This window comes from Paenibacillus sp. GQ49 (assembly GCF_059759055.1).
In genome coordinates this window covers 263997-285617 of the sequence record NZ_JCAXEL010000002.1, presented here as the reverse complement: position 1 = coordinate 285617, position 21621 = coordinate 263997, and the positions used below count along the sequence as shown (strand labels likewise).

Below are 21621 nucleotides of genomic sequence, written 5' to 3'. Positions count from 1 at the left end.
TTTTATTTGTCAGCGAGTGCATCACAGAATGCCTTGCCATAAGGAGGAAGGTCAGGCGGACGACGTGCTGAGATGATATGTCCATCAACAACAACGGCTTCATCTTTCCAGATCGCACCTGCATTTTCCATGTCATCCCGAATGCCTGGTGTAGAGGTTACTGTAACCCCGTCCAGAATTTTGGCAGAAATCAGCACCCAACCCGCATGACAGATCTGTCCAATCGGTTTCCGGTCTGCATTCATTTCCTTCACAAGCTCCAGTACTTTGGGATAACGACGCAGCTTGTCTGGCGCCCATCCGCCTGGCACGAGAATGCCATCGTAATCTGAACTGCCCAGTTCATCGAAACTGTATTCGGCTTCAGCAGGCACACCATATTTGCCAATATAGGTTTTTCCTTTTTTCTCTCCAGCAAGATGCACTTCTGCACCTTCTTCACGAACCCGATGTACAGGGTACCACAATTCCAAATCCTCGAATTCTTCATCGACCAGAGCGATGACTTTTTTACCAGTTAATCTCATGTCCATCTCTCCTTTTTGCGGTGATTAGGTCTGTTGCGTCTTTAATTGTAACAGATTCTCCAAGGGACTTCATGGAAGTGCATATTCAGTTTGGAGGAAGCGATTACAAGTCAGTAACTGCCTGCATTCGATAACCTTCATCTGGTGGGAGTGGTAATTTGTGCAACCTTTCGTTTATAGCAGGATTTGAGCCGAAATAGGTCGAATGGTACTTATATAGAGTATAGAACGAATGAGGTGATGGTGGTGCGCAAGTCGTGCAGATGTGGACATGTAATGGAGTTGGAATTAAGAACAGTGGTATACGCCAAAAAAGTGGAGATTCGAAACGTACCCGTATTTGCGTGTACAGACTGTGTATCATACGAAGTGCTTCCGCCGGTCAAGCCGGACTTAACAGAATGCATAAACACATTGGGTGAACAGCCCGTGAAGCAAGACGTATCTTTTGGTGAACGTAATGAACTGGCGGACCTGTTTCATGAGCTACTGCTGGCCTGGCCGGATGCGACCGATCGGGAAATGGAATATCGAATGCAGCAAGCAGTGGAGGAGCGTATCAATCTGCTGCTGGACATTATGGGTTACGCAACGAAGTCTGGTGATGCGGCGTGGATTGAGACCACGGAGCGCAGATTAAGTCAATTATCCGGATTTGTGTGGCAGGAGTACTTCTCAAATGCTGTCTAATTTTGACGTGTAAAATGCTTGTTTTCATGAAAATTGGCTTTTTCGCGCACTTTTTGTTAAGATATCGAAGAGTGAAAACGCTCAACATAGCGGTATTCCTGGTAAAGGGGGATGTATATCTAATGGCTGACATGACTAAAATGACAAGTATTGAACAGCTAAACTCCGCAGTGGAGGCTACCAAGGATCAACCCTTGCTTCTGTTTAAGCATAGCACGCGCTGTCCGATCAGCTCGAACGCTTATCAGGAGATGAACGATTATTTGCTTAACAATGCCAATGAACAAGTGAAATATGGCATCATCTATGTTGTGGAAGATCGCCCAGTATCGAATGAAGCAGCAGACAAGCTGGGTGTTAAGCACGAATCTCCACAGGCAATCCTGATCAAAAAGGGAATTCCTGTATGGCATACTTCCCATTCAGATATTACTAGAACCACACTTGCGAATGTTTTGAGTGAGTCCTAAAGCCTATTTTAATTGATTAATGCAAAAATTTGTCGTAATATAAATCTTAATGAAAATGGTATGAAAATTTACTGGTAATGGAGAGAAGTACTGTGACGGTAACCATTTATGATGTGGCACGTGAAGCTGGAGTGTCTATGGCAACGGTATCACGGGTAGTTAATAATAACCCTAATGTCAAACCGCAAACGCGGAAAAAAGTATATGAAGCCATCGAACGGTTGGGATATCGTCCGAATGCGGTAGCCAGAGGTCTGGCAAGCAAGAAGACAACCACGGTCGGGGTTGTTATTCCGGATATTTCGAACTCAACCTTCGCGGAAATTGCCCGCGGAATTGAAGATATTGCGAATATGTATCACTACAATATTATTTTGTGTAATGCAGACAAGAAGAAAGAAAAAGAAATTCGTGTTATTAACACCTTGCTCGAAAAACAAGTAGACGGGCTGCTCTTCATGGGCGGAACAGTAACGGACGAACACATTCAGGCGTTCCAGTCTGCGGCTGTGCCGATCGTACTTTGTGCAACAAGTGATGAGAAGGGCACATTCCCTTCAGTGGATATTGACCATGAGGCGGCTGCGTTTGATGCGGTAAACACTCTGATTCGTCATGGACACAAGGAAATTGCGATGATCAGTGGTACACTGCAAGATCCGGCGAATGGATATGCCCGTTTCCAAGGATACAAAAAAGCACTGGAAGCAGCGGGGATTGAATACCAGGAGGATCTTGTTCGAATCGGTAACTATCGATATGAATCCGGTGTGGAAGCAATGAAATATTTCCTTGGACTCAAGAAAAAACCATCAGCTATCTTTGCTGCTACAGATGAAATGGCCATTGGTGCCATTCACAGCATTCAGGATGACGGTCTGAAAGTACCGGATGACTTCTCCATTATTAGTGTGGATAACATCCGTATGGCTTCCATGGTGCGTCCTCAGTTGACAACAGTGGCTCAGCCAATGTACGACCTTGGCGCAGTAGCGATGCGTTTGCTGACCAAGTTGATGAAGAAAGAAAATGTGGAGAACCCACGGGTTATTTTGCCGCATGAAACGATTCTTCGTCTGTCTGTAAGTCATGCAGATGTAGTTTAATCGGGATTATATACAGTAAGGGAGAAGTCATTATTCTCTCTACATAGTGGATATGCGAAAGCTCCGGAGACGGAGCTTTTGTGCTGAATTAGTTTAAAAATGAAAACAGGGGGTATCAGAAGATGCGTGAAACGATTGGTATCATCGGAGCGATGGATGAGGAAGTTGAGCTTTTGCTGGCAGGTATGAAGCAGCTTGAGACGGTCAAACAAACCGGCATTACATACGTTGCGGGCGAGTGGCTGGGCAAGCAAATTGTCGTGTGCAAATCCGGCGTAGGTAAAGTAAATGCAGCGGTTACAACGCAGATCTTGATTGATCGTTTTCAGGTTAATCGGATTATCTTCACAGGTGTTGCGGGTGCAGTTAACCCGGAGCTGAACATTGGAGATATGGTTATATCGTCTGTATGTGTTCAGCACGACATGGATGTAACGCCACTGGGGTTCGCACGCGGGGTTATTCCTTACCAGGAGACATCTGCATTCCCTGCCGAGGCTTCGCTTATTACACTGGCTGAAGAAGCGTGTAAAGCTCAGGGAGCCAATTACCTGGTCGGTAAAGTGTTATCTGGAGACCAATTTATTGCGAATAAAGATACGGTTAACATGTTATATACTGAAATGGACGGTGCATGTGCCGAGATGGAAGGGGCAGCAGTTGCCCAGGTCTGTTACATGAATCGAGTACCGTTTGTTGTCCTGCGTGGGATGTCAGATAAAGCGGATGGTTCGGCGCATGTTAACTTTGCTGAATTTACCGTGGAATCTTCCCAGCGTTCACACCGTATTGTGGAGCATATGTTAGAAAATATGTAATGGCATAAATTACTATTGCAATACCAACCCAAAATCATTGAAAAACCGCCTTTTGATTAGCTGTTCCATGAAGTATGGAGCAACGCTGCGAGAGGCGGTTTTTGTTATGTATATCGTTTTTCGAACAGATCATTGAATTAGTACATGAACCGATGGCGGAAGCGTACACGATCAAACTGTTCTTCCGATGTGATGGGCACCTGGCTTCCGATACGTACCATCAAACAGTTCGCAGGATGTGAACAGATTTCGGGGTCGTCTGTTGCATACCAGGTCATGTCGATCGTTTCCATCAGCCTCTCCATCATTTTGCGATAATCCCATACGTTTAATCCGCTGCCCTTCAGATCCCAATGCCAATAATATTCTGTGGTGAAAATAATGTAGTTCTCCATGTATTTATCTTCCAGAGCCGTAAGTAACATCTCACGTCCAATGCCAAGCGAGCGATAGTCGTCCGCAACCTCGATTGCCCCAAGCTCAATCAGATCAGTCATATTACCCTCGGACCAGCGTTCACAATCATCCGCATAGTGAAAGGTTACATAACCGATAATCGTTTCATTTTCGTGTGCAATGATAATTCGACCTTCAGGCAATGCTGCAATCTCGGCCAGAGCTTCCTGCTGCTCCATTGGGCGCCGAAAGGCATCCAGATCCGGATGAAAGGCAAGACGGGTTACCTCCTCGGCCTGCACTGGGCCTTCAACAGTAATTCGGTGGCCGGACTTGGAGATGGAACGCATATGATATTCTTTGATATGTTCCATGGTTCATGCTCCTCTCTTTCCCACTTATAGAGGTTGTTCTTCAAAAAGAACGCTATAGCAAAAATCCAAAAAATTGAAAAGCCATAGACGACAATTGAAAAGATTTGCTATAATTGCGTAGACAAAAAATGTTCACAATTCAATACAGTATAGTTAACATCTGTTTGGCCGAGCAAGTACATGATGAGAAGTTCTCTCTACTAATGTAAGCGCTAACTGGAAGTTCAGTCAACACAAAGGCAATGAGGATTGACCCCTAACGGGAATCGAAATGTCGAGTTGAAGGAGGCTGGCAAGCATGAGTCAAGCACATGGTGAGATGCTGCAAACGGTTGTGTCTGAATCTAATCTGGGCGATTACACGGAGGCGAGAAGCCGGTTCGATTGGGAATCGGTGGAAAGGCACTTTACGTGGCACGCCAGCGGAAAAGTAAACATGGCGCATGAAGCGATTGATCGTCATGTACTGGAAGGAAGGGGCGGGAAAACCGCTTTATTGTATAGCGATGCTTCGCGTGAAGAGGCCTATACTTTTGCTGATCTGAGTGAACAGTCGAGTCGGTTCGGGAACGTTCTCCGCAAATATGGCATAGCCAAAGGGGAACGGGTGTTTATTTTTATGCCTCGAAGTCCTGAACTGTATTTTAGTCTTCTGGGCATATTGAAAGCTGGAGCCATCGCGGGTCCGTTGTTCGAAGCTTTTATGGAAACGGCTGTGAAGGATCGGCTGGAGGATAGCGGAGCAGTAGCACTCGTGACCACTCCCGAATTGCTAAAACGCATCAAACGTTCCGAATTGCCCGAGCTAAAACATATATTTATTGTGGGTGGGGGCGCGCAGACTGAAGAAGGACTCATCGATTTTGATGCAGAGATGTCTGCCGCTTCGGATGAGATGGAAGTAGAGTGGCTGAATCGTGAGGATGGTTTGCTTATTCATTATACCTCAGGCTCTACGGGTAAACCCAAAGGGGTGTACCATGTTCAAAATGCCATGATTCAGCACTATTATACAGGTAAGGTTGTTCTGGATTTACGTGAGGATGATGTGTACTGGTGCACTGCTGACCCTGGTTGGGTGACAGGCACCTCTTACGGTATCTTTGCTCCATGGCTCAACGGAGTGACCAATGTGATACGGGGTGGTCGTTTCAGTCCTCAAGATTGGTACAGCACCATCCAGAAGAACAAAGTCACGATCTGGTACAGTGCACCAACGGCCTTCCGTATGCTGATGGGAGCGGGAGAAGAGACCATCGCCCAGTTTGATCTGAGCAGTCTGCGTCATGTCATGTCTGTTGGTGAACCACTCAATCCGGAGGTTGTTCGTTGGGGATGGAAAGCCTATGGTCAGCGAATTCATGATACATGGTGGATGACGGAAACAGGCGCACAGCTGATCTGTAACTATCCCGGAATGCCAATCAAACCAGGCTCCATGGGACGTCCGTTGCCTGGCATCGAAGCAGCCATTATTGATGATCGCGGGCAGGAATTGCCACCGTACAGTATGGGTAATCTGGCCATACGGGCGCCTTGGCCATCCATGATGGCGAAGATCTGGAATAACCCTGTGAAATACGAGGAGTATTTCAGGCTTACGGGTTGGTATGTATCCGGTGACTCCGCTTATATGGATGAAGAAGGATATTTCTGGTTCCAGGGACGGATTGATGATGTGATTAATTCGTCAGGCGAGCGTATTGGCCCCTTTGAGGTCGAGAGCAAGCTCGTGGAGCATCCTGCGGTAGCAGAGGCGGGTGTAATCGGTAAGCCGGATGTAACACGTGGGGAGATCATCAAGGCCTTTGTGGCGCTTCGTGAAGGATATGAGGCGACACCGGAGCTGAAAGAAGAGATCTATCGTTTTGTCAAAGAGGGCCTGTCTGCCCACGCTGCTCCGCGTGAGATTGAGTTTAAGGATAAACTGCCCAAGACACGTTCCGGCAAGATCATGCGCCGTGTCCTGAAAGCCTGGGAGCTTGATCTGCCAACAGGAGATCTATCCACCATAGAAGACTAACGCGACAGTGCTAGGATCATCAATGTGTTGGTATCGATGGTCATGCATTGAGTAGTGGGGAAGAAGTTAATATTCTGCGGTTCCGAATACAGTGACTCTACCCATTAAAATGGATTATAAAAGCCTGTTTTATGCCAATGGCATGAAGCAGGCTTTTTGGCTGCTGTAAATACAAATAAAAAGCCGCACCCTCAGATACAGTCTGAGGATGCGGCTTGTTTTGGAACGCTATGCCTGAATCAGGGTTGAAAATGTATGGCTGTAGAAGGTTCGGATTCACCCGCACTGTTACTGGCAGATACCTTGAACCATCCACTGGTAGATGCGGGTACTCCATAATCCATGGTATTTCCTGCTGTTGTTCCAATTTTGGTGTAAGGAGCTGAGCCTGTTTCACTGTAATATACAGCATAACTATCTGCGTTTGGACTGGACGCCCATTGAATACGCAGTCCTTGAGAGAGAGCAGTTACGCTGACTTGACCAGGTGTGCCTGGGGCTGTCGTTGTTGTATTGTCGGTCTGCGTTTCTCCTGGCGTAATGACTGTACCTGGAACTTCAATCGGCTCATTAATCTCTTCTTCCACAGGAGGAGCTACACCAGCACTATTTACTGTAGCGCTAGGAGCAGACTCTCTGCCTGCAACATCCACTGCCGTTACATAGAAGGCGAAGTTACCGCCTTGCGCTGCAAATGCAGAGAATGATCTGGATTCACCAGTCAGGACAACTTGACCCTGGTTCTGGAATCCTCCACCGTTTACAGAACGGTACAGACGATAACCGACGACATCATTTTCAGGTGTGGCATTAAATGTAATGACTGCTCTGTCACCTGAGGTTGAGATGCGTACGTTGCCTGGTGCATCAGGAGCTTTGCCGTTATCTGTCCTTGGATCAATCTGTGTTGGCATGTCTGCATCAGCATCTTCAGGAAGGTAATAAGCAAGTGACTCATGTCGACTCATACGTGAGAATGCATTTTGCAATTCTTTGATGAGATCCGAGATTGGTTTTTTACGCTTGATTACTGTTTTTTCCTTCAACATGTCTGAAGGTGTTCCGTCACGCGGAATATAGTTTACACCATTGTAAGTAATGTACCTGGCTTTGGCTACACCGTCATCGCTATCCTTCGGAACAAACTTGCTGTTGAAAATATCCGTAACAAATTTGTCAGTCATGGATGTTGGCAACTTGCCACTGTACGCCGACACCGTGCGCGTTTCGATGCCAGATGGTTTTTTGAACGAATCCGTAACGAACAGATCTTTTTGCGTATCGATCACTTCATTCAGGATTTTCGACCACAGTTGCTGCGCACGTTTTCTCTGTGATTTACTTTCCAGCGTATTCACCGGCTGTTTGTATCCAACCCACACGCCAAGTGTGACATCTGGTGTATAACCTTCAAACCAGACATCTGCGTAGTTTTGAGTGGATCCCGTTTTACCTACGATTGGCACACTCTTGGAATATTTGTAATTTTCACGTACTTTATCTGCCGTTCCTTCTGTAATAACGGTCCGCAGCATATCGGTCATCAGGTATGCTGTCTGCTCCGAGAAGGCTTGGACAGGTTCAGTATCGTGTTTATAAACGATGTTGCCTTTGGAATCTACGATTTTGCTAATCATGTAAGAATCGTTATATACACCCTTATTGGCGATCGCACCATAGGCACTGGTTAATTCCTCAACGGTTACACCGTATTGGAGACCTCCGAGAACACCGGTCTGAGCCTGATAATCTTCCTTCTGAATGGTGGTAATCCCCAGTTTCTTGGCGAAGGTCCAAGCCTTCTCGATCCCTACTTCTTCATTAAACAACTTCAGAGCTGGTATATTAAGAGAATAATTCAGTGCTCTGCGGGCAGTGACCAGTCCCTGATACCGGTTGTTGGCATTCTTGGCAATGTGGTAGCCGCTCGGACCATTCTTGAGAATGATCGGTGAGTCATCAATAATAGAAGCAGGTTGGACAAGACCCTCATCCAGAGCTGGCAGATAAGCTGCAATAGGTTTCATCGTTGAACCTGGCTGACGTACCATCTGTGTTGCATAGTTCATCTGTTCGTCCTGGAAATCCCGACCCTCAATCATACCTAGAATAGCACCGGTTTTGTGATTAATCAGCATAGCAGCAGTTTGTTCTTTTCCTTTGACAGGATCATCTGCTGAGAAATTGCTGTCATCTTCCGCAATGGTACGCATCGTTTTGTAGATACTTTTGTTGATGGTCGTGTATATCCGATATCCACCTGTCCGCAGTTGCGTCTGAGCTTCCTCTAATAATGCACTGCTTTCCTTCTGAGGTGTGTCTGCATCCGTAGCTTTGTCTGTAGATTCAGCTGTGTCGGAATTCAACTGTTTCATCAAAATCTGTGCAGCTTGTCGTTCCGTTTCCATCATAAGATATGGATAAGTGTTGTAAGCCTTGATGGTCTTCGGAGCGAGCGAGCTTTTGATATCAAAAGCAAGAGCTTCGTCATACTCGGACTGATTGATTTTGCCCAGTTCAAGCATACGGCGCAGTACCAGATGCTGACGGTTGATTGCGCGGTCAAAATTCTCCTCTACAAAATCACCTTTACCGTTAAAAGCGGAGTAAGAGGAGGGGAGTTGTGGCAATCCAGCAAGATAAGCAGCTTGAGCGATGTTGATTTTTTCCAGATCGTTGATATTGAACAATCCTTTGGCGGCCGCTTTGATTCCGTAAACGTTGTATCCGCTGGAACCATTACCAAAAGGAACTTTGTTCAGATAGGCAGTCATGATCTCGTCTTTGGTCAGGAAACGTTCAAGTCGGAGTGAGAGCAAAATTTCTTTCACTTTCCGATCTTCCGTGCGATCCAGATTCAAAAACACACGACGTGCCAATTGCTGAGTCAGTGTACTACCGCCGGTTTGTACTGATTCTTTCAGCACTTTCTGTTTCACGGCACGTAGCGTTCCGCTCATGTCTACACCTTTATGTTCGTAAAAATGATTGTCTTCAATCGAAATGACAGCATCAATAACCTTCTGTGGGATCTGGTCCGTAGTGACCGGACGCCTGTCTTCTTCCGTACGTAATTGACCGATCGGACTGCCGTCGGCAAAGTAAGCAAAGCCTGTGATGGAGTTTTCGCTGACTTTTTGTTCAATCAGGGCCCTTGAACGGACAGGCTCGTCTTTCACAATGGAACTGACGTATCCCATCAAAGCACCGCCTACAAATAGTGCCCCCATAAATCCAAGGACAACCATCCATTTGACGAAACTTCCCAGTCTGCGGGCAAAGCTGCGTTTGCGTACAGGCTGTTCATCGGGCTTTTTCTTATTAACATCAACCATTCAGTGTCTTCCTCCTTTTAACAGCACTTATTATAGCATAAAAAGGCGGGTTTGCATGCCTGAGAAATACAAGTAATGGTCGAAATTTGCCATTCTGCCATGCATTATGCTATATATCATGCGATATTGAAGCACATTTCATGAGTTGTAAGCCAAAATAAGCAGACCACCTCCATGCTGAGGTGCATAGGGTGGCTGAATGATGTGTCGTATTGGAGGTATTCTATATCAGGTTTTGAAGCGTTGAATCAGCTCTAATAGTTCCTGGGTAAGATTCGCCAGTGAGGCAGACGCCGCCGTAATCTCTTCCATGGATGCGAGTTGTTCTTCAGAGGCAGAGGCAACACGAGTTGCATGATCTGCTGTCTCATGACCAATGGTTTTGAGTTGCACTAACGTGGCATCAACCTGCTGTGATCCAGCTGACATCTGCTGCGCAATGGCTGAGACATGCTCAATCTGCTCATTAACATCTGAAATCTGTGATGAAATCGAGAGGAATAGTTCACCACTTTCATTAATCACTTCCGCTATATGGCTCACCTCAGCATTCCCCTGTTCCATATTTTCAACGAGAGAAAGGACCTCTTGCTGAACATTATGAATCAATGCTGCAATCTGCGCTGCTGATATTCTGGATTGTTCAGCCAGATTACGAATCTCGGAAGCAACAACACCAAACCCGCGCCCATGTTCACCTGCTCGTGATGCTTCGATGGAAGCGTTAAGGGCAAGAAGATTGGTTTGACGGCTAACTTCCGTGATCATGCCTGTAATATGGCCAATCTCTTCCGAACGTTGACGGAAATTCTCCAGTGCGGTCATGGATGTCTGCACAGAAGAGGTGGCGCTATCGACCATACGCATGGCGGACTGAATCTTATCGGTTCCAACAGTTGTTCGCTCAGCCACAGCTCGCGATGAATCCGATACATCGGAGGCGGCCTTTGCAATTCTTCCGATCCCTGCAGATATTTCATTCATGGAACGGGAGGACTCTTGCAGCTCCTGCACCTGTTTACCTGCTTTATCTGCAACTTCGACTCCTGTTAATGCAATCAGTTCGGCTGCTTTACCTGTTTCTTCGGCACCTGCGGTCAACTGTTGAGAAGTGGAGCCTACAGATAAAGCATGTTCGGATATAACCGATATGGTATGTCGCAGTGTATCCATCATCTGATTCATATGACCCGCCATAATGCCAAATTCATCTTTGGATCGTACAGGTAACTTTTGTGTCAAATCTCCGCCAGCCAGCTGTCCAGCGACGATATTAACTTGATTCAACTGTCTAACAATGGAGAGGATGGTGTAGGTAACCACACCTGCAAGCAGAAGTACAGCCAGTGCGGCAATCAGTATGGACCAGTTCAAGCTGTCATAGAAAGGTTGAAGGATGTGGCTCTTTGGCAGCGCCGATACAAGGTACCAGTTTGAATCTGTTCCTTGTAACCTGGCGGGCTCGGCAATAAATAGTTCTTCCCCTACTTCAGGATCTGTAGCGTAAAACTGAGACTCGCCAGACTGTATACGCTGAATGACTGTCTTCATCTCAGATGGAATCACGGCTCCTTCATTAGCCAGTTCCGGTTTGGAGCCGTGTGCAGCAATCTGTCCTTCACTAGTAATAAGCATGGCATAACCCTGATCCGGATTAAGTGATGTTATATTTTGCTGAAAACGATCAATGGTAAAGTCGGCACCAACAATGCCGAGAAAATTTTTGTTTTCATCTAATAGAGGGAGGACAATCGAAACGAGCAGTGTTTCTTTTCCACCAACCGTATAGGTAACAGGCTCGGACCAATAGATGGATTTGTTTTTCTTTGGCTGCTGATAGTACGTACTGGTTTCACTGTTTCCCTCATAGGTAGTCAGAGGCTCAAAATGCAGGGTGTTACCGTCTCGTATGGCGTAGGGGATGAAGCGGCCTGTAGCATCATCATAGTCATTTTTATTCACGTGCTCCGCATCGTTTCCATCAAAGGCATTAGGTTCCCAGCCCGTATAAAAGCCAAAAACTTTCTCGTCCTTTTTCAGATATTGTTCAAGGAGTCTGACGATTTCTTCACGGTTGAGTGATCCGTTCTGAGCGGCATCCAATAAGGTGGTACTCATGGTGTCCAACGTGTTTTTAACCTGATTAATGTCAGTCATAAACTCATTCGTAGCCCGGTTTGCTGCCTGTCCAGCAACGGTTTCGCCGTACTGGAGGCTTTTGTTGTAAATGGATTTGGTATTAAATGCAATCAGGGCTCCAACACAACAGAGTAATACGATCCCGAGTAAAAGTCCAAGCTTAACAGCGAGCTTGCGATTGCGAAAAAAATGCATGGTTTAATCCCCCTCGATGTCATTCTTGTGATGTATATATGGATGTCTGCTTCTCCTAAAGGGAGTTTATATTTTATATCGATATTTGAGGTCCTATAATGAAGATAAATAGAAAAAAAGCATAGAAAAACAGCTGCCGAGAAAATCTCGACAGCTGTTTGGATTGAATCTTTAATGTGAATGCAACGATTAACGGTTGTAGAACTCGACGATTTGTTTTTCATCGATGTCTTGGGACAATTCAGCACGCTCAGGCAAGCGGATGAATTTACCTTCTACAGCTGCTTCGTTGTATTCAACGTATGCTGGAAGATGCGAACGGCCTTCCAAAGCTTCTTTAATGGAAGAAAGAGCGCGGCTCTTCTCACGCAAGCCGATTACATCGCCAGTGCTTACTTGGTAAGAAGCGATATCGACTTTTTTGCCGTTTACAGTTACGTGACCGTGTGCTACCAACTGACGCGCTCCAGCGCGGGAGTTAGCAAACCCAAGGCGGTAAACGAGGTTGTCAAGGCGGCACTCAAGCAAGAACATGAAGTTCTCACCGGCAATACCTTGCATTTTTTGAGCTTTAGAGAACAGTGTGCGGAATTGCTTCTCGCCCAAACCGTACATGTGGCGCAATTTTTGTTTTTCTTGCAATTGCATACCGTAGTTGCTCATTTTTCTGCGTTGGTTAGCTCCGTGCTGACCTGGAGGGAAAGGACGTTTCAATTCTTTGCCTGTTCCGCTAAGGGAAATGCCGAGGCGACGGCTCAATTTAAATTTAGGACCAGTGTAACGTGCCATGTTTAAAGTAGCTCCTTTTTAGTTAAAGTTCATATTAGGGCTCTGTTTGCGCTCCAATTTGTTGATGCGGGCTTGGCCTCGCATAGAACGATCAGGAAAGTTCAGCCGCTGTCCTGAAAGCAACAAAAAGAATGAGGGTGACACAACCGGTAATGCCCAAATTTAAAGACCCATTAGTAGTCTTCATCAACAATTTATTTTACAGTTTAAGAGAAACAAAGTCAAGCGTAGAATAAAAGCAAAAAAACGTCTAAATTTGTCGATAGGTCATTGGGCCTAAAATAATGGGACAATTTTCTGAAATATGGATGCAAAAAAGCTTTAAACAGAGTAAAATAGATTGTATCTTAACTTTAAATCATCTTTATGTAACAAGGTTATCGCAACGAATTTGCAGGTTTGCGATAACGTCTGCAGATTAATGCATCCTGGTGGATGCAAAAACGGTGCAAAGGAGCGCCTGACATGTTAGAACATCTAAGAAGTTTACCTGCCAGCTTGAATTCACGAAGTTCGGGCGATTCCGCATCTTTTGCCGCTCCTCGTTCTCATGAAGAGCATGTGTTGTGGATGCAAAAAATGGATATCACACCTTTTGATTTTTCATATTTGGGCAGCTTGCTAGAGCAGGCCTACAGTGACTGGAACTCCAGAGTGGGTTCAAGCCTTGCCAGGACATCAACCTATTACAGCGTGTGGAACACGGAAGGCGATTGCATAGGATACGATAGCGATCATGAAGCTGATCCGGGTGTGGATGCACGCAGGCTGGTATTGGAATGTATGGATAAAAGACAGGTCCTGTCCTTTAAAGGGACAAGCGAACGCGGAGAATATCTCATAATAACACATCCCTTATTCTCCAGAACAAACAAGGATATGTTTGCCGTGTTCACTGCTGTGATCTATGAATCCAATCGATATGAAACGTCTGAAGCTGTGGTTCAATCTGAGGCATTGCATTATCACACCTGCTTTTACCGAAGATTTGAATACATATTTATGACGGACCTGTTACATGCTCATGAACAAACAGCCCGTGAGGAACACCGGAGGTCCATCCTCTTTCAGATTGTTCAGCGAATGCATGACAAAATGGATGTTGAGGCCATATTGGATGAGGTATTTGACAGTATGGACTACTTGTACCCGGCCACTTATATCAAATTGTATATGTCTCAGGATCAGAGCAACTCTGATCCACGGATTAAACCGTTGCTTGTCCACGAGCGAGGAGAAGATATTTGTGTGCGTTCATTTATGGAAGGTAAGCTGATCGTTGCTCGCTCACATGATGCAGAGAACCGCATTGTAGATGTAGGGATTCCGCTGAAAGGCAAACAAGGCATATACGGTGTGTTCCATATCGAAATGAATGAAGAGATTATGGAAGAATCGGACTTGCAATTGATTACGATGATGGTAGACACTGCAGGAACGGCCTTTGAGAACGCCAAGTTGCATGAACAATCCAATATGTTAATTCAGGAACTTCGTTTAATTAATGATCTTACACAGCGGTTGAACAAGAGTCTGCATCTTTCGGAGATTTATCAACTATCTGAGCAAGAGTTAAAGGAAATATTCCAGGCTGAAACGTGTTGCATTCTTCAACTCAATGATAGTACGAATGACTTCGAAGTCATGTCATCTAACGTGAAAGATGTTTTTCACCAATCCTTTTCTGTAGACTACGGTATCGCAGGTTTGGTGTATCGAACAGAGGAACCACTTATTATAGCCAATTATGCGCAATTTGATAAAGTGTCCTCCTTTTTCATGGAAGATACGGGATCCATGTCACTGATTGCATCACCGATCAGAGTTAATGGTGAAGTGAAGGGTGCCATTTTGCTGGGACATAGTAGAGAGCACTACTTTTCATATGATAACTATAGGCTCTTGCAGATGTTATCTATTCATATCGGGCTTGCCCTGTCAAATGCCACGCTGCATGCCGAGGTTCGGCGCTTGGCTAATCTGGATATGTTGACAGGTCTGTACGTGAGGCATTATCTGGACAGTGTGATTCACGAGCGACAGGCTCATGAATTCTGTGGCTCCCTCATTGTGGTGGATATTGATCAGTTCAAACAGGTGAATGATACGTTCGGACACCAGACGGGGGATCAAGTATTAAAGCAAGTGAGTGAGATCGTCACCAGCTCTGTTCGCTCGGAGGATGTATGTGCCAGATGGGGTGGAGAAGAACTGGCGATCTATATGCCACAGGTGAGTGTAAGGCAGGCGTTAGATTATGCGGAAGTGATTCGAAAGAGAGTCGCAGAAGAGACCAGACCGCCCGTTACGGTATCCAGTGGCATCGCAGAGTGGAATTGGATGGATGAAAAGGTCAGTGTAGAGTCCTTGTTTTATCGGGCTGATATGGCTTTGTACAGCGCCAAGAATGGTGGTCGGAACAGAATCGTTGTAGAGGAACAGGATGTAACACGTTAAGAGAGAACAATTCCAATTGCGGAGTCGTTCTCTTTTTTTTGTGCATCGCAGATCAAGATATGTATAGAAGGAAGTATAAGCGTATACGGGCAGGGCAATCTATGGAGAAAGTTCACGGAAGGGTGAAGATAGACATGTTTAACCGCCATTCGGTACGTACATTATGGTTATTTGTGAGCATCGTGATTATTGGTGTTCCGGGTTGTGGATTAATCCAGCGAGATCAAACGCCTGAGGAGGTTTTTTCCTTAGCTTTATCGGGGATAGCGGGAAAAGAAACGTTGAGTTTTGAAGGAGAGGCAGGACTTCGACGGGAGAACAGTGGGCTGTTCGAGAATCAGTTTAAATTTGAAGGCAAGCTGGAGAATCATGATCGTCTGACCCTTCAGACCCGATTACCTGGAGAAGTAACTGCTGTGGGCACAGGCATTCAAACAACTGCGGTAAAAAACAATGGACAGCCCAGTGGGTTTAGGGCTTCTTTCGAGCGGAAACAAGGGCAATGGATGGCATTGTCAGCGCAGCATGAGCCGCTGCGAGGGTCTCTTTCTCGTTTTAATCCAATTGCCCAATTGGAGAAGATCGATGGGATGCACAAAACCATTCAATCGGAGTATGGGGCCGGTCGTCGAACCAGAACATTACGTATTGAACTTGCACCGGAAGACGCCAAATCATGGGCTGTAACCCAGCTAAACGACGAGATGAACGCCATTCGGGCAGAATATATGCATAAGGCAGCTACGGTAAAAGGGGCGCGTAAGGAGAAGCTTGAGAAGGATCTGGAGAAAGTTTGGAAACAGGGTGAAACAACGATGCAACAGATGATGAAACAAGCGAGCGTGCAGACGGTATATCATCTCACGGTAGATCGGAAGAGCAGTCTGCCTCTTCGCTTATCCTCTGAAAGTCAGATGAGTTACACGGACAACAACCGTAAAAGTAACAAAGAAGCCCTTGTCACCGATGTAAACTTCAAGTCATATCAATAAACGAAGTGAGGGACTGCCTGCTGACGGGATGACTGTTCGCGTGCTACAATAGTATCGTAATTTACCGTTGTTCAATTCAAGTATGGCAGATGACAGGAGGATTTTACCAAGATGAAAGACCCAAGAATTCAAAAGCTTGCAGCAAACCTGGTGGGCTATTCAGTAGATGTACAGCCTGGTGAAAATGTATTGGTTGAGATGATTGGATCGGAACGTGATCTGATTAACGCCATTATTGAAGAGGTAGGCAAAAAAGGTGGTAACGTCTTTGTACAGTTGACCGATAAAACCGTACAGCGTGCGATGCTGAAAAATGCCACAGAAGAAATGATGAAAACGTGGGCAGAGATTGATCTGAACCGGATGAAACAGATGGATTGTTATATCGGTATTCGTGCTGGAGAAAATGTGAATGACCTGTCCGATGTACCGGAAGAAAAAATGAAAATGTACAATTCATTGTACTCCCACCCGGTACATAGTGAACAACGTGTCAAACATACGAAATGGGTTGTACTTCGTTACCCTAACGCAAGTATGGCGCAACTCGCCAATACAAGTACAGAAGCGTTCGAAGATTTCTACTTTGACGTATGTAACCTGGATTACGCCAAAATGGACAAAGCGCAGGACTCGCTTGCTAACCTGATGAAGCGGACGGACAAAGTTCGTATCACTGGACCAGGAACAGAGCTGAGCTTCTCCATTAAAGATATCGGTGCAGAAAAATGTTCTGGGCAAAAAAATATTCCAGATGGCGAAGTGTACAGCGCCCCTGTACGTAATTCCGTGAACGGAACGATTAGTTATAACTCGCCAACCCTGTACAATGGAGTGACTTTTGAAAATATCAAGTTCACGTTCAAGGATGGCAAAATTGTTGAAGCGACAAGCAACGATACAGAGCGTTTGAATGAAATCCTGAATTCGGATGAGGGTGCTCGTCATATCGGTGAATTCGCGATTGGATTTAACCCGCATATTCTTCATCCGATGAAAGACATCCTGTTTGATGAAAAAATCGCAGGCAGCTTGCACTTTACGCCTGGTCAAGCGTATGAAGAAACCGACAATGGCAACCGCTCGTCCATCCACTGGGATCTGGTATTGATCCAGCGTCCGGATTATGGCGGCGGGGAGATTTATTTTGACGATGTGCTGATTCGTAAAGACGGTATCTTTGTTATTCCTGAGCTGGAATGCCTGAATCCGGACCGTTTGAAGTAGGAACAGGATTTTGCTGTTGCTAGGAAAGCGGATTCACGGTATCATGTAGTGGTAATTAATAGATGATACCAATAGTAAAAAGACGGAGGGATTCCTATGTCGAGTAATAACGCGGCTGTAGTAGAAATTGCTCAAACAGCAGGCAAGTTTACTTCTTCAATCGTGCTTCATTCGGAGAACAAGTATATCGATGTAAAAAGTATTCTCGGATTGTTTACAACGCTGATCAGCACGCACAGTTATGAACTGCATGTTCATGGTCCAGATGCAGTTGAAGCGAAAGCAGCCATGTCAGAAGTATTTGCCAAGCATGGACTGAATGTAAGCATTGCATCTGAGTAATAGCTCTCAAGAAGCACCTTTGCCTTTTTAGGCAGGGGTGTTTTTTGGCATGGAATGATCTGAATACTCGTCTGGACGTGACTGGAACAGGTGGATTAAGCTTCAACAGAAGGCTTAACTTTGCGTGCTTATTTTGGTCAGGTTCTTGTATTAGCTCTTCATTTCGTCTAATATTAGAGGTAGAACGTCTTTACGCGATTTTTGGGACATAGGGGGGAAAAATGCATGACTTCATCTGATCTGCAGGACCAGCTGAATTTGAAAGCGATCAGTCTTCTTCAAGAAGATGCAGATAAAATACAGAAGCTTATTGAAGTACAGATGGAGAATCTGGCTACCCGCTACTGCCCTCTCTATGAGGAAGTATTGGATACACAGATGTATGGGTTCTCCAAAGAAGTTGATTTTGCTGTTCGTGCAGGGCTCCTTCCAGAAGGTGCAGGTAAGCAGCTGGTTAGCGCGCTTGAGCGGAATTTGGCAATTTTATATGAAGCCTTGAACAAGAAGAATGAGCAATAGCCTGCTAATGCGCGGGTCAGAATAGAAGGCATGCAGGCGTTTATGCATGCTTTTTTTGTGCGCCTGAACGGGATGGGGATACAAGCCGGCCGGAAGGCGTATACAAATAAAGAGACAGCACCAAATGTAAATTCGGGCTGCCTCTTGTGGCTTGTATATTTTAATCGTTATGTGAGGGCTTGGTTACACCAGGAAGAAGGATACACCGAGTATGATATATACCACGAGCAGGAGTAAACCTTCGTACCAATTCGTTGAACCATCTTGGGTAATGGACTTCGCAATAAATACGGATACGCCGATGGCGACCAGTTCAATCGTTGTGAATACGATATCCATGGTTCTGCCTGTGAAGTAGCTGACAAAAATCAGTACAGGAGCAACGAAGAGTGCGATCTGCAAGCTGCTGCCAACCGCAATTTCAACGGCGGCTCCAATTTTATTTTTCATGGCAAGCATGATGGCTGCACTGTGTTCGGCCGCATTACCGATGATGGCCACAAGGAATGCACCGACAAACAGTTCGCTAAGTCCAAATTCCGAAGTGAAGACTTCAAGCGTGCCCACCAGCCATTCACTGACGAAAGCAACCATGACCGTTGCGAGCACCAGGTAGAGAATAGATTTTTTCTTGGACCACGCCGGAGCATGCTCATGAGGTAGCTCTTCATCGCGATCCTCAGTAACGTCTGCAAGGTAGTTCTTATGTGTCACCATGGAGAATAGCAACCACGCAATATACGCGAGGATGAGCAATCCGGCCACGATGAGACTAAGTGTATTGGTGTCTTTCTGTGTAATGGAATGTGTATTGAGAAAGACTGCTGGAATAAACAGGGCAATGATGGCAACAATCATCAGGGAACCATTCAGACCTGCAAGTGAAACGTTATAATTCTGAATTTTGAACTTGAGTCCTCCGGCAAAAATACTTAACCCGAGCACTAACAGCAGATTTCCGATGATGGAACCTGTCAGACTTGCTTTGACCATGTCGAAGAGTCCCTCTTTGACGAGGAAAATGGCGATGATCAATTCGGCAGCATTGCCGAAGGTTGCATTCAAGAATCCACCCAGCCGCTGTCCGGCATAGTGGGCAACATTTTCGGTGGCTTTGCCTAAAAAACCGGCCACAAAAATAACCGAAATGGCTGATATTACGAACTGTAGAATCGAATCCCATTTCAAGTAGTGGGCGATGGCACTGAGTGCAAAGAACGCAATCAGCAAAATGGATGAAATCCGGTTTCTCACAACAAACACCTCGGTTATAAATTATTTTGTTTTGAATTACACTGTAAATCGCTTATGAGATTATTTTCATATTTCAATATAACCAAATGGTGGTAGGGTGTAAACGCATCTTTTTGAGTTTAATTTGCTTTTTGGGGTGGAAAGGATTTAAAATACGAGTAACGAAGTGAAGGAGGATGTGGCATGGCAGAACAACTTCAACTGGAGAGCGGAAACATCCGGATTGCCGATGACGTGGTTGCAAAAATTGCCGGAATGGCTGCAATGGAAACACCCGGAATTGCCGCAATGTCTGGAGGATTGTCAGAGGGCTGGGCGAAGCGACTCAGCGGTAAAAACGTACAGAAAGGCGTGAGCGTTGAGGTCGGCCAGCTGGAAGCAGCCATTGACCTGCGCATCATCGTCCTGTACGAAACCCCGATTCATGAAGTTTCCCGTATGCTTCAGCAGAATGTAAGAGAAGCGGTAGAGACCATGACCGGATTACGCGTGGTTGAAGTCAATGTAAAGGTAGAAGGCGTATCTTTCAAAGGCGACGATCTGTAGAATTCGCAATCCGCAATGGGGGACAGAGCTACATTGACCTGTTCTTCATCTTGATAGACAGAGTTTACTCAGTACACAGAAAAAGGTTGCGCATCCATTGGGTGCACAACCTTTTTTGTGTTGCTTTTTTATCGAATCCGACGGATGGACTCCCGTGAACGAAGAGCAGGAGAGGTACGAGTCTGTGTCTGTACAGTCACGGACTTCGTTTTCTCTTCCTTGATCACGTCCAGATTGTTAGTACGTGAGATACTGAGCAGAATGCCCATGGCAACCATCATTACAAAGAGTGAGGTACCCCCATAACTGATAAATGGAAGCGTGACCCCCGTCACCGGAATGGTCTGAGTTACACCACCAATGTTGATAAATGCCTGAATCGCGATCAGTCCCATGATACCTATGCCAACCAATGTTCCGAATGGATCGGGACAGCGGAGAGAGACAATAATTCCTCGCCAGATAAAGTACAGGTAAACGAGCAGGAATAATGCACTTCCAATGAATCCGAGTTCTTCCCCAATTACGGAGAAAATAAAGTCATTATACGCATTTGGCAAATAGTGCAGCTTCATCGTGCCTTGTCCAATCCCGGAACCTGTCATGCCGCCATCACCAATGGCAACAAGGGAACGGTAAAGGTTAAGACTTCCGCCATTAATATCGGACAATGGATCAAGGAAAGCCTGAATACGTCCGATCTTGTAGTTCTGCTCCGCAGTGACTGCTGTTGTAGCAGTTGTTGTGTCGGAAGGAGACATGGAAGAAAACAGAGAATTCGCTCCAAACGCCAGTGCCCCACCGAGTACCACCAAGAGAATCGAACCCAGGATATGTTTCATACTGGCTCCCCCGGCATAGATCAAGAGACCACAGGTGGACACCAGGATAAAGGTGGTACCGAAGTCTGGTTGCAGCATAATCAGTCCTGCGATGAATCCAACGATGAACAAGACGGGAAAATACCCTGTCTTGAAAACCCTGAATTTCTCACCTTTTTTGGTAATAAGAGCAGAGAGATAGAGAATGATAGCAATTTTCGCGAACTCTGCAGGCTGAAGACTGAAACCGAAAATGTGAATCCAGCTTCGTGCACCGTTCAATACTGCACCTGAGATCAAAACAATCACCAGCATGACCGTAGTGAGCAGGAAAAAGGGTGCATAGAGCTTTTTGTACTTGTTGAAGCGGATATTCATGGCAAAAAACATGCCAAATAGACCGATAATCGCCCACATAAGTTGTTTTTTCGTGAAGTAAAGGGCATCATTGTTAAATTTATCGCTTGCGATTGCAATGCTGGAACTGGAGCTGAATACCATCACCAGTCCAAAGCCCACCAACAATAAAGTGAGGATTAGCAGTTGAAAATCCGGCGTGCCTCTCTTCGTTTTCGTTTGGGCCGTTTGTTGTTTCATCGTT

At 45.6% G+C, this 21621-nt stretch carries 18 protein-coding genes; 11 read left to right on the top strand and 7 right to left on the bottom strand.

Annotated features, from left to right (window positions below; all coding sequences use genetic code 11):
• Positions 1 to 2: 2 nt before the first annotated feature.
• Positions 3 to 527, bottom strand: a complete 525-nt coding sequence (locus AC6CIF_RS05850) for a type 1 glutamine amidotransferase domain-containing protein (RefSeq protein WP_498198483.1) — start codon at positions 525 to 527, stop codon at positions 3 to 5.
• A 276-nt stretch (positions 528 to 803) separates the two neighbouring features.
• Between AC6CIF_RS05850 and AC6CIF_RS05845 the strand changes: the two genes are divergently transcribed.
• The 4 genes from AC6CIF_RS05845 to AC6CIF_RS05830 all read left to right on the top strand — a co-directional run bounded on the left by AC6CIF_RS05845 (position 804) and on the right by AC6CIF_RS05830 (position 3611).
• On the top strand, positions 804 to 1217 hold the full coding sequence (locus tag AC6CIF_RS05845; RefSeq protein ID WP_017687413.1) for a hypothetical protein: 414 nt from the start codon (positions 804 to 806) through the stop codon (positions 1215 to 1217).
• 122 nt (positions 1218 to 1339) lie between these two features.
• On the top strand, positions 1340 to 1687 hold the full coding sequence (ytxJ, locus tag AC6CIF_RS05840) for a bacillithiol system redox-active protein YtxJ (protein WP_215078203.1): 348 nt from the start codon (positions 1340 to 1342) through the stop codon (positions 1685 to 1687).
• 92 nt (positions 1688 to 1779) lie between these two features.
• On the top strand, positions 1780 to 2793 hold the full coding sequence (gene ccpA / locus AC6CIF_RS05835; protein ID WP_036614690.1) for a catabolite control protein A: 1014 nt from the start codon (positions 1780 to 1782) through the stop codon (positions 2791 to 2793).
• 122 nt (positions 2794 to 2915) lie between these two features.
• The gene (locus tag AC6CIF_RS05830; protein WP_253501826.1) at positions 2916 to 3611 is read left to right on the top strand and encodes a 5'-methylthioadenosine/adenosylhomocysteine nucleosidase; all 696 of its coding nucleotides are present in this window, start codon (positions 2916 to 2918) and stop codon (positions 3609 to 3611) included.
• 137 nt (positions 3612 to 3748) lie between these two features.
• Here the strand turns inward: AC6CIF_RS05830 and AC6CIF_RS05825 are convergent, their stop codons facing one another.
• On the bottom strand, positions 3749 to 4381 hold the full coding sequence (locus AC6CIF_RS05825) for a GNAT family N-acetyltransferase (protein WP_498198480.1): 633 nt from the start codon (positions 4379 to 4381) through the stop codon (positions 3749 to 3751).
• A 298-nt stretch (positions 4382 to 4679) separates the two neighbouring features.
• On the opposite strand from AC6CIF_RS05825, the gene acsA reads away from it, so the two are divergent.
• Positions 4680 to 6404: an acetate--CoA ligase gene (acsA, locus tag AC6CIF_RS05820; RefSeq protein WP_498198478.1), complete on the top strand. Its 1725-nt coding sequence runs from the start codon at positions 4680 to 4682 to the stop codon at positions 6402 to 6404.
• 239 nt (positions 6405 to 6643) lie between these two features.
• On the opposite strand, the gene AC6CIF_RS05815 is transcribed toward acsA, so the two are convergent.
• From AC6CIF_RS05815 to rpsD, 3 genes are all read right to left on the bottom strand, one after another.
• The gene (locus AC6CIF_RS05815) at positions 6644 to 9739 is read right to left on the bottom strand and encodes a transglycosylase domain-containing protein (RefSeq protein ID WP_498198476.1); all 3096 of its coding nucleotides are present in this window, start codon (positions 9737 to 9739) and stop codon (positions 6644 to 6646) included.
• Positions 9740 to 9967: 228 nt separating this feature from the next.
• Positions 9968 to 12073, bottom strand: coding sequence for a methyl-accepting chemotaxis protein (locus tag AC6CIF_RS05810; protein WP_498198474.1), 2106 nt, complete (start codon positions 12071 to 12073; stop codon positions 9968 to 9970).
• A 189-nt stretch (positions 12074 to 12262) separates the two neighbouring features.
• Entirely contained in the window at positions 12263 to 12862 is a 600-nt protein-coding gene (rpsD, locus tag AC6CIF_RS05805) for a 30S ribosomal protein S4 (protein ID WP_076211410.1), read from the bottom strand.
• Positions 12863 to 13327: 465 nt separating this feature from the next.
• On the opposite strand from rpsD, the gene AC6CIF_RS05800 reads away from it, so the two are divergent.
• From AC6CIF_RS05800 to AC6CIF_RS05780, 5 genes are all read left to right on the top strand, one after another.
• Complete coding sequence (locus AC6CIF_RS05800) at positions 13328 to 15319, top strand: sensor domain-containing diguanylate cyclase (RefSeq protein WP_498198473.1); 1992 nt, start codon at positions 13328 to 13330, stop codon at positions 15317 to 15319.
• 134 nt (positions 15320 to 15453) lie between these two features.
• Positions 15454 to 16311 carry a hypothetical protein gene (locus tag AC6CIF_RS05795; protein WP_498198471.1) on the top strand — a complete coding sequence of 286 codons (858 nt, stop codon included), beginning with the start codon at positions 15454 to 15456 and terminating at the stop codon, positions 16309 to 16311.
• A 111-nt stretch (positions 16312 to 16422) separates the two neighbouring features.
• Positions 16423 to 17538 carry an aminopeptidase gene (locus AC6CIF_RS05790; protein WP_076328038.1) on the top strand — a complete coding sequence of 372 codons (1116 nt, stop codon included), beginning with the start codon at positions 16423 to 16425 and terminating at the stop codon, positions 17536 to 17538.
• A gap of 96 nt (positions 17539 to 17634) precedes the next feature.
• Positions 17635 to 17880, top strand: a complete 246-nt coding sequence (locus AC6CIF_RS05785; protein WP_036614658.1) for an HPr family phosphocarrier protein — start codon at positions 17635 to 17637, stop codon at positions 17878 to 17880.
• Between the two features lie 225 nt (positions 17881 to 18105).
• Positions 18106 to 18399 (top strand): Fpa/YlaN family protein, encoded by a 294-nt coding sequence (locus tag AC6CIF_RS05780; protein ID WP_017687426.1) that lies wholly within the window; start codon positions 18106 to 18108, stop codon positions 18397 to 18399.
• Between the two features lie 183 nt (positions 18400 to 18582).
• Here the strand turns inward: AC6CIF_RS05780 and cax are convergent, their stop codons facing one another.
• Entirely contained in the window at positions 18583 to 19653 is a 1071-nt protein-coding gene (gene cax, locus AC6CIF_RS05775; RefSeq protein WP_036674882.1) for a calcium/proton exchanger, read from the bottom strand.
• Positions 19654 to 19836: 183 nt separating this feature from the next.
• Between cax and AC6CIF_RS05770 the strand changes: the two genes are divergently transcribed.
• Entirely contained in the window at positions 19837 to 20199 is a 363-nt protein-coding gene (locus tag AC6CIF_RS05770; protein WP_017687428.1) for an Asp23/Gls24 family envelope stress response protein, read from the top strand.
• A gap of 128 nt (positions 20200 to 20327) precedes the next feature.
• Here AC6CIF_RS05770 and ftsW read toward each other — a convergent pair whose 3' ends face one another.
• Entirely contained in the window at positions 20328 to 21617 is a 1290-nt protein-coding gene (gene ftsW, locus AC6CIF_RS05765) for a putative lipid II flippase FtsW (protein WP_339310018.1), read from the bottom strand.
• Between the last annotated feature and the right edge of the window lie 4 nt (positions 21618 to 21621).

Bases quoted from the DNA above. Each gene is read 5' to 3' on its own strand.
- AC6CIF_RS05850 (WP_498198483.1), bottom strand. From the start codon at position 527: ATGAGATTAACTGGTAAAAAAGTCATCGCTCTGGTCGATGAAGAATTC.
- AC6CIF_RS05845 (WP_017687413.1), top strand. From the start codon at position 804: ATGGAGTTGGAATTAAGAACAGTGGTATACGCCAAAAAAGTGGAGATT.
- ytxJ (WP_215078203.1), top strand. From the start codon at position 1,340: ATGGCTGACATGACTAAAATGACAAGTATTGAACAGCTAAACTCCGCA.
- AC6CIF_RS05830 (WP_253501826.1), top strand. From the start codon at position 2,916: ATGCGTGAAACGATTGGTATCATCGGAGCGATGGATGAGGAAGTTGAG.
- AC6CIF_RS05825 (WP_498198480.1), bottom strand. From the start codon at position 4,381: ATGGAACATATCAAAGAATATCATATGCGTTCCATCTCCAAGTCCGGC.
- acsA (WP_498198478.1), top strand. From the start codon at position 4,680: ATGAGTCAAGCACATGGTGAGATGCTGCAAACGGTTGTGTCTGAATCT.
- AC6CIF_RS05815 (WP_498198476.1), bottom strand. From the start codon at position 9,739: ATGGTTGATGTTAATAAGAAAAAGCCCGATGAACAGCCTGTACGCAAA.
- AC6CIF_RS05810 (WP_498198474.1), bottom strand. From the start codon at position 12,073: ATGCATTTTTTTCGCAATCGCAAGCTCGCTGTTAAGCTTGGACTTTTA.
- rpsD (WP_076211410.1), bottom strand. From the start codon at position 12,862: ATGGCACGTTACACTGGTCCTAAATTTAAATTGAGCCGTCGCCTCGGC.
- AC6CIF_RS05800 (WP_498198473.1), top strand. From the start codon at position 13,328: ATGTTAGAACATCTAAGAAGTTTACCTGCCAGCTTGAATTCACGAAGT.
- AC6CIF_RS05795 (WP_498198471.1), top strand. From the start codon at position 15,454: ATGTTTAACCGCCATTCGGTACGTACATTATGGTTATTTGTGAGCATC.
- AC6CIF_RS05790 (WP_076328038.1), top strand. From the start codon at position 16,423: ATGAAAGACCCAAGAATTCAAAAGCTTGCAGCAAACCTGGTGGGCTAT.
- AC6CIF_RS05785 (WP_036614658.1), top strand. From the start codon at position 17,635: ATGTCGAGTAATAACGCGGCTGTAGTAGAAATTGCTCAAACAGCAGGC.
- AC6CIF_RS05780 (WP_017687426.1), top strand. From the start codon at position 18,106: ATGACTTCATCTGATCTGCAGGACCAGCTGAATTTGAAAGCGATCAGT.
- AC6CIF_RS05770 (WP_017687428.1), top strand. From the start codon at position 19,837: ATGGCAGAACAACTTCAACTGGAGAGCGGAAACATCCGGATTGCCGAT.
- ftsW (WP_339310018.1), bottom strand. From the start codon at position 21,617: ATGAAACAACAAACGGCCCAAACGAAAACGAAGAGAGGCACGCCGGAT.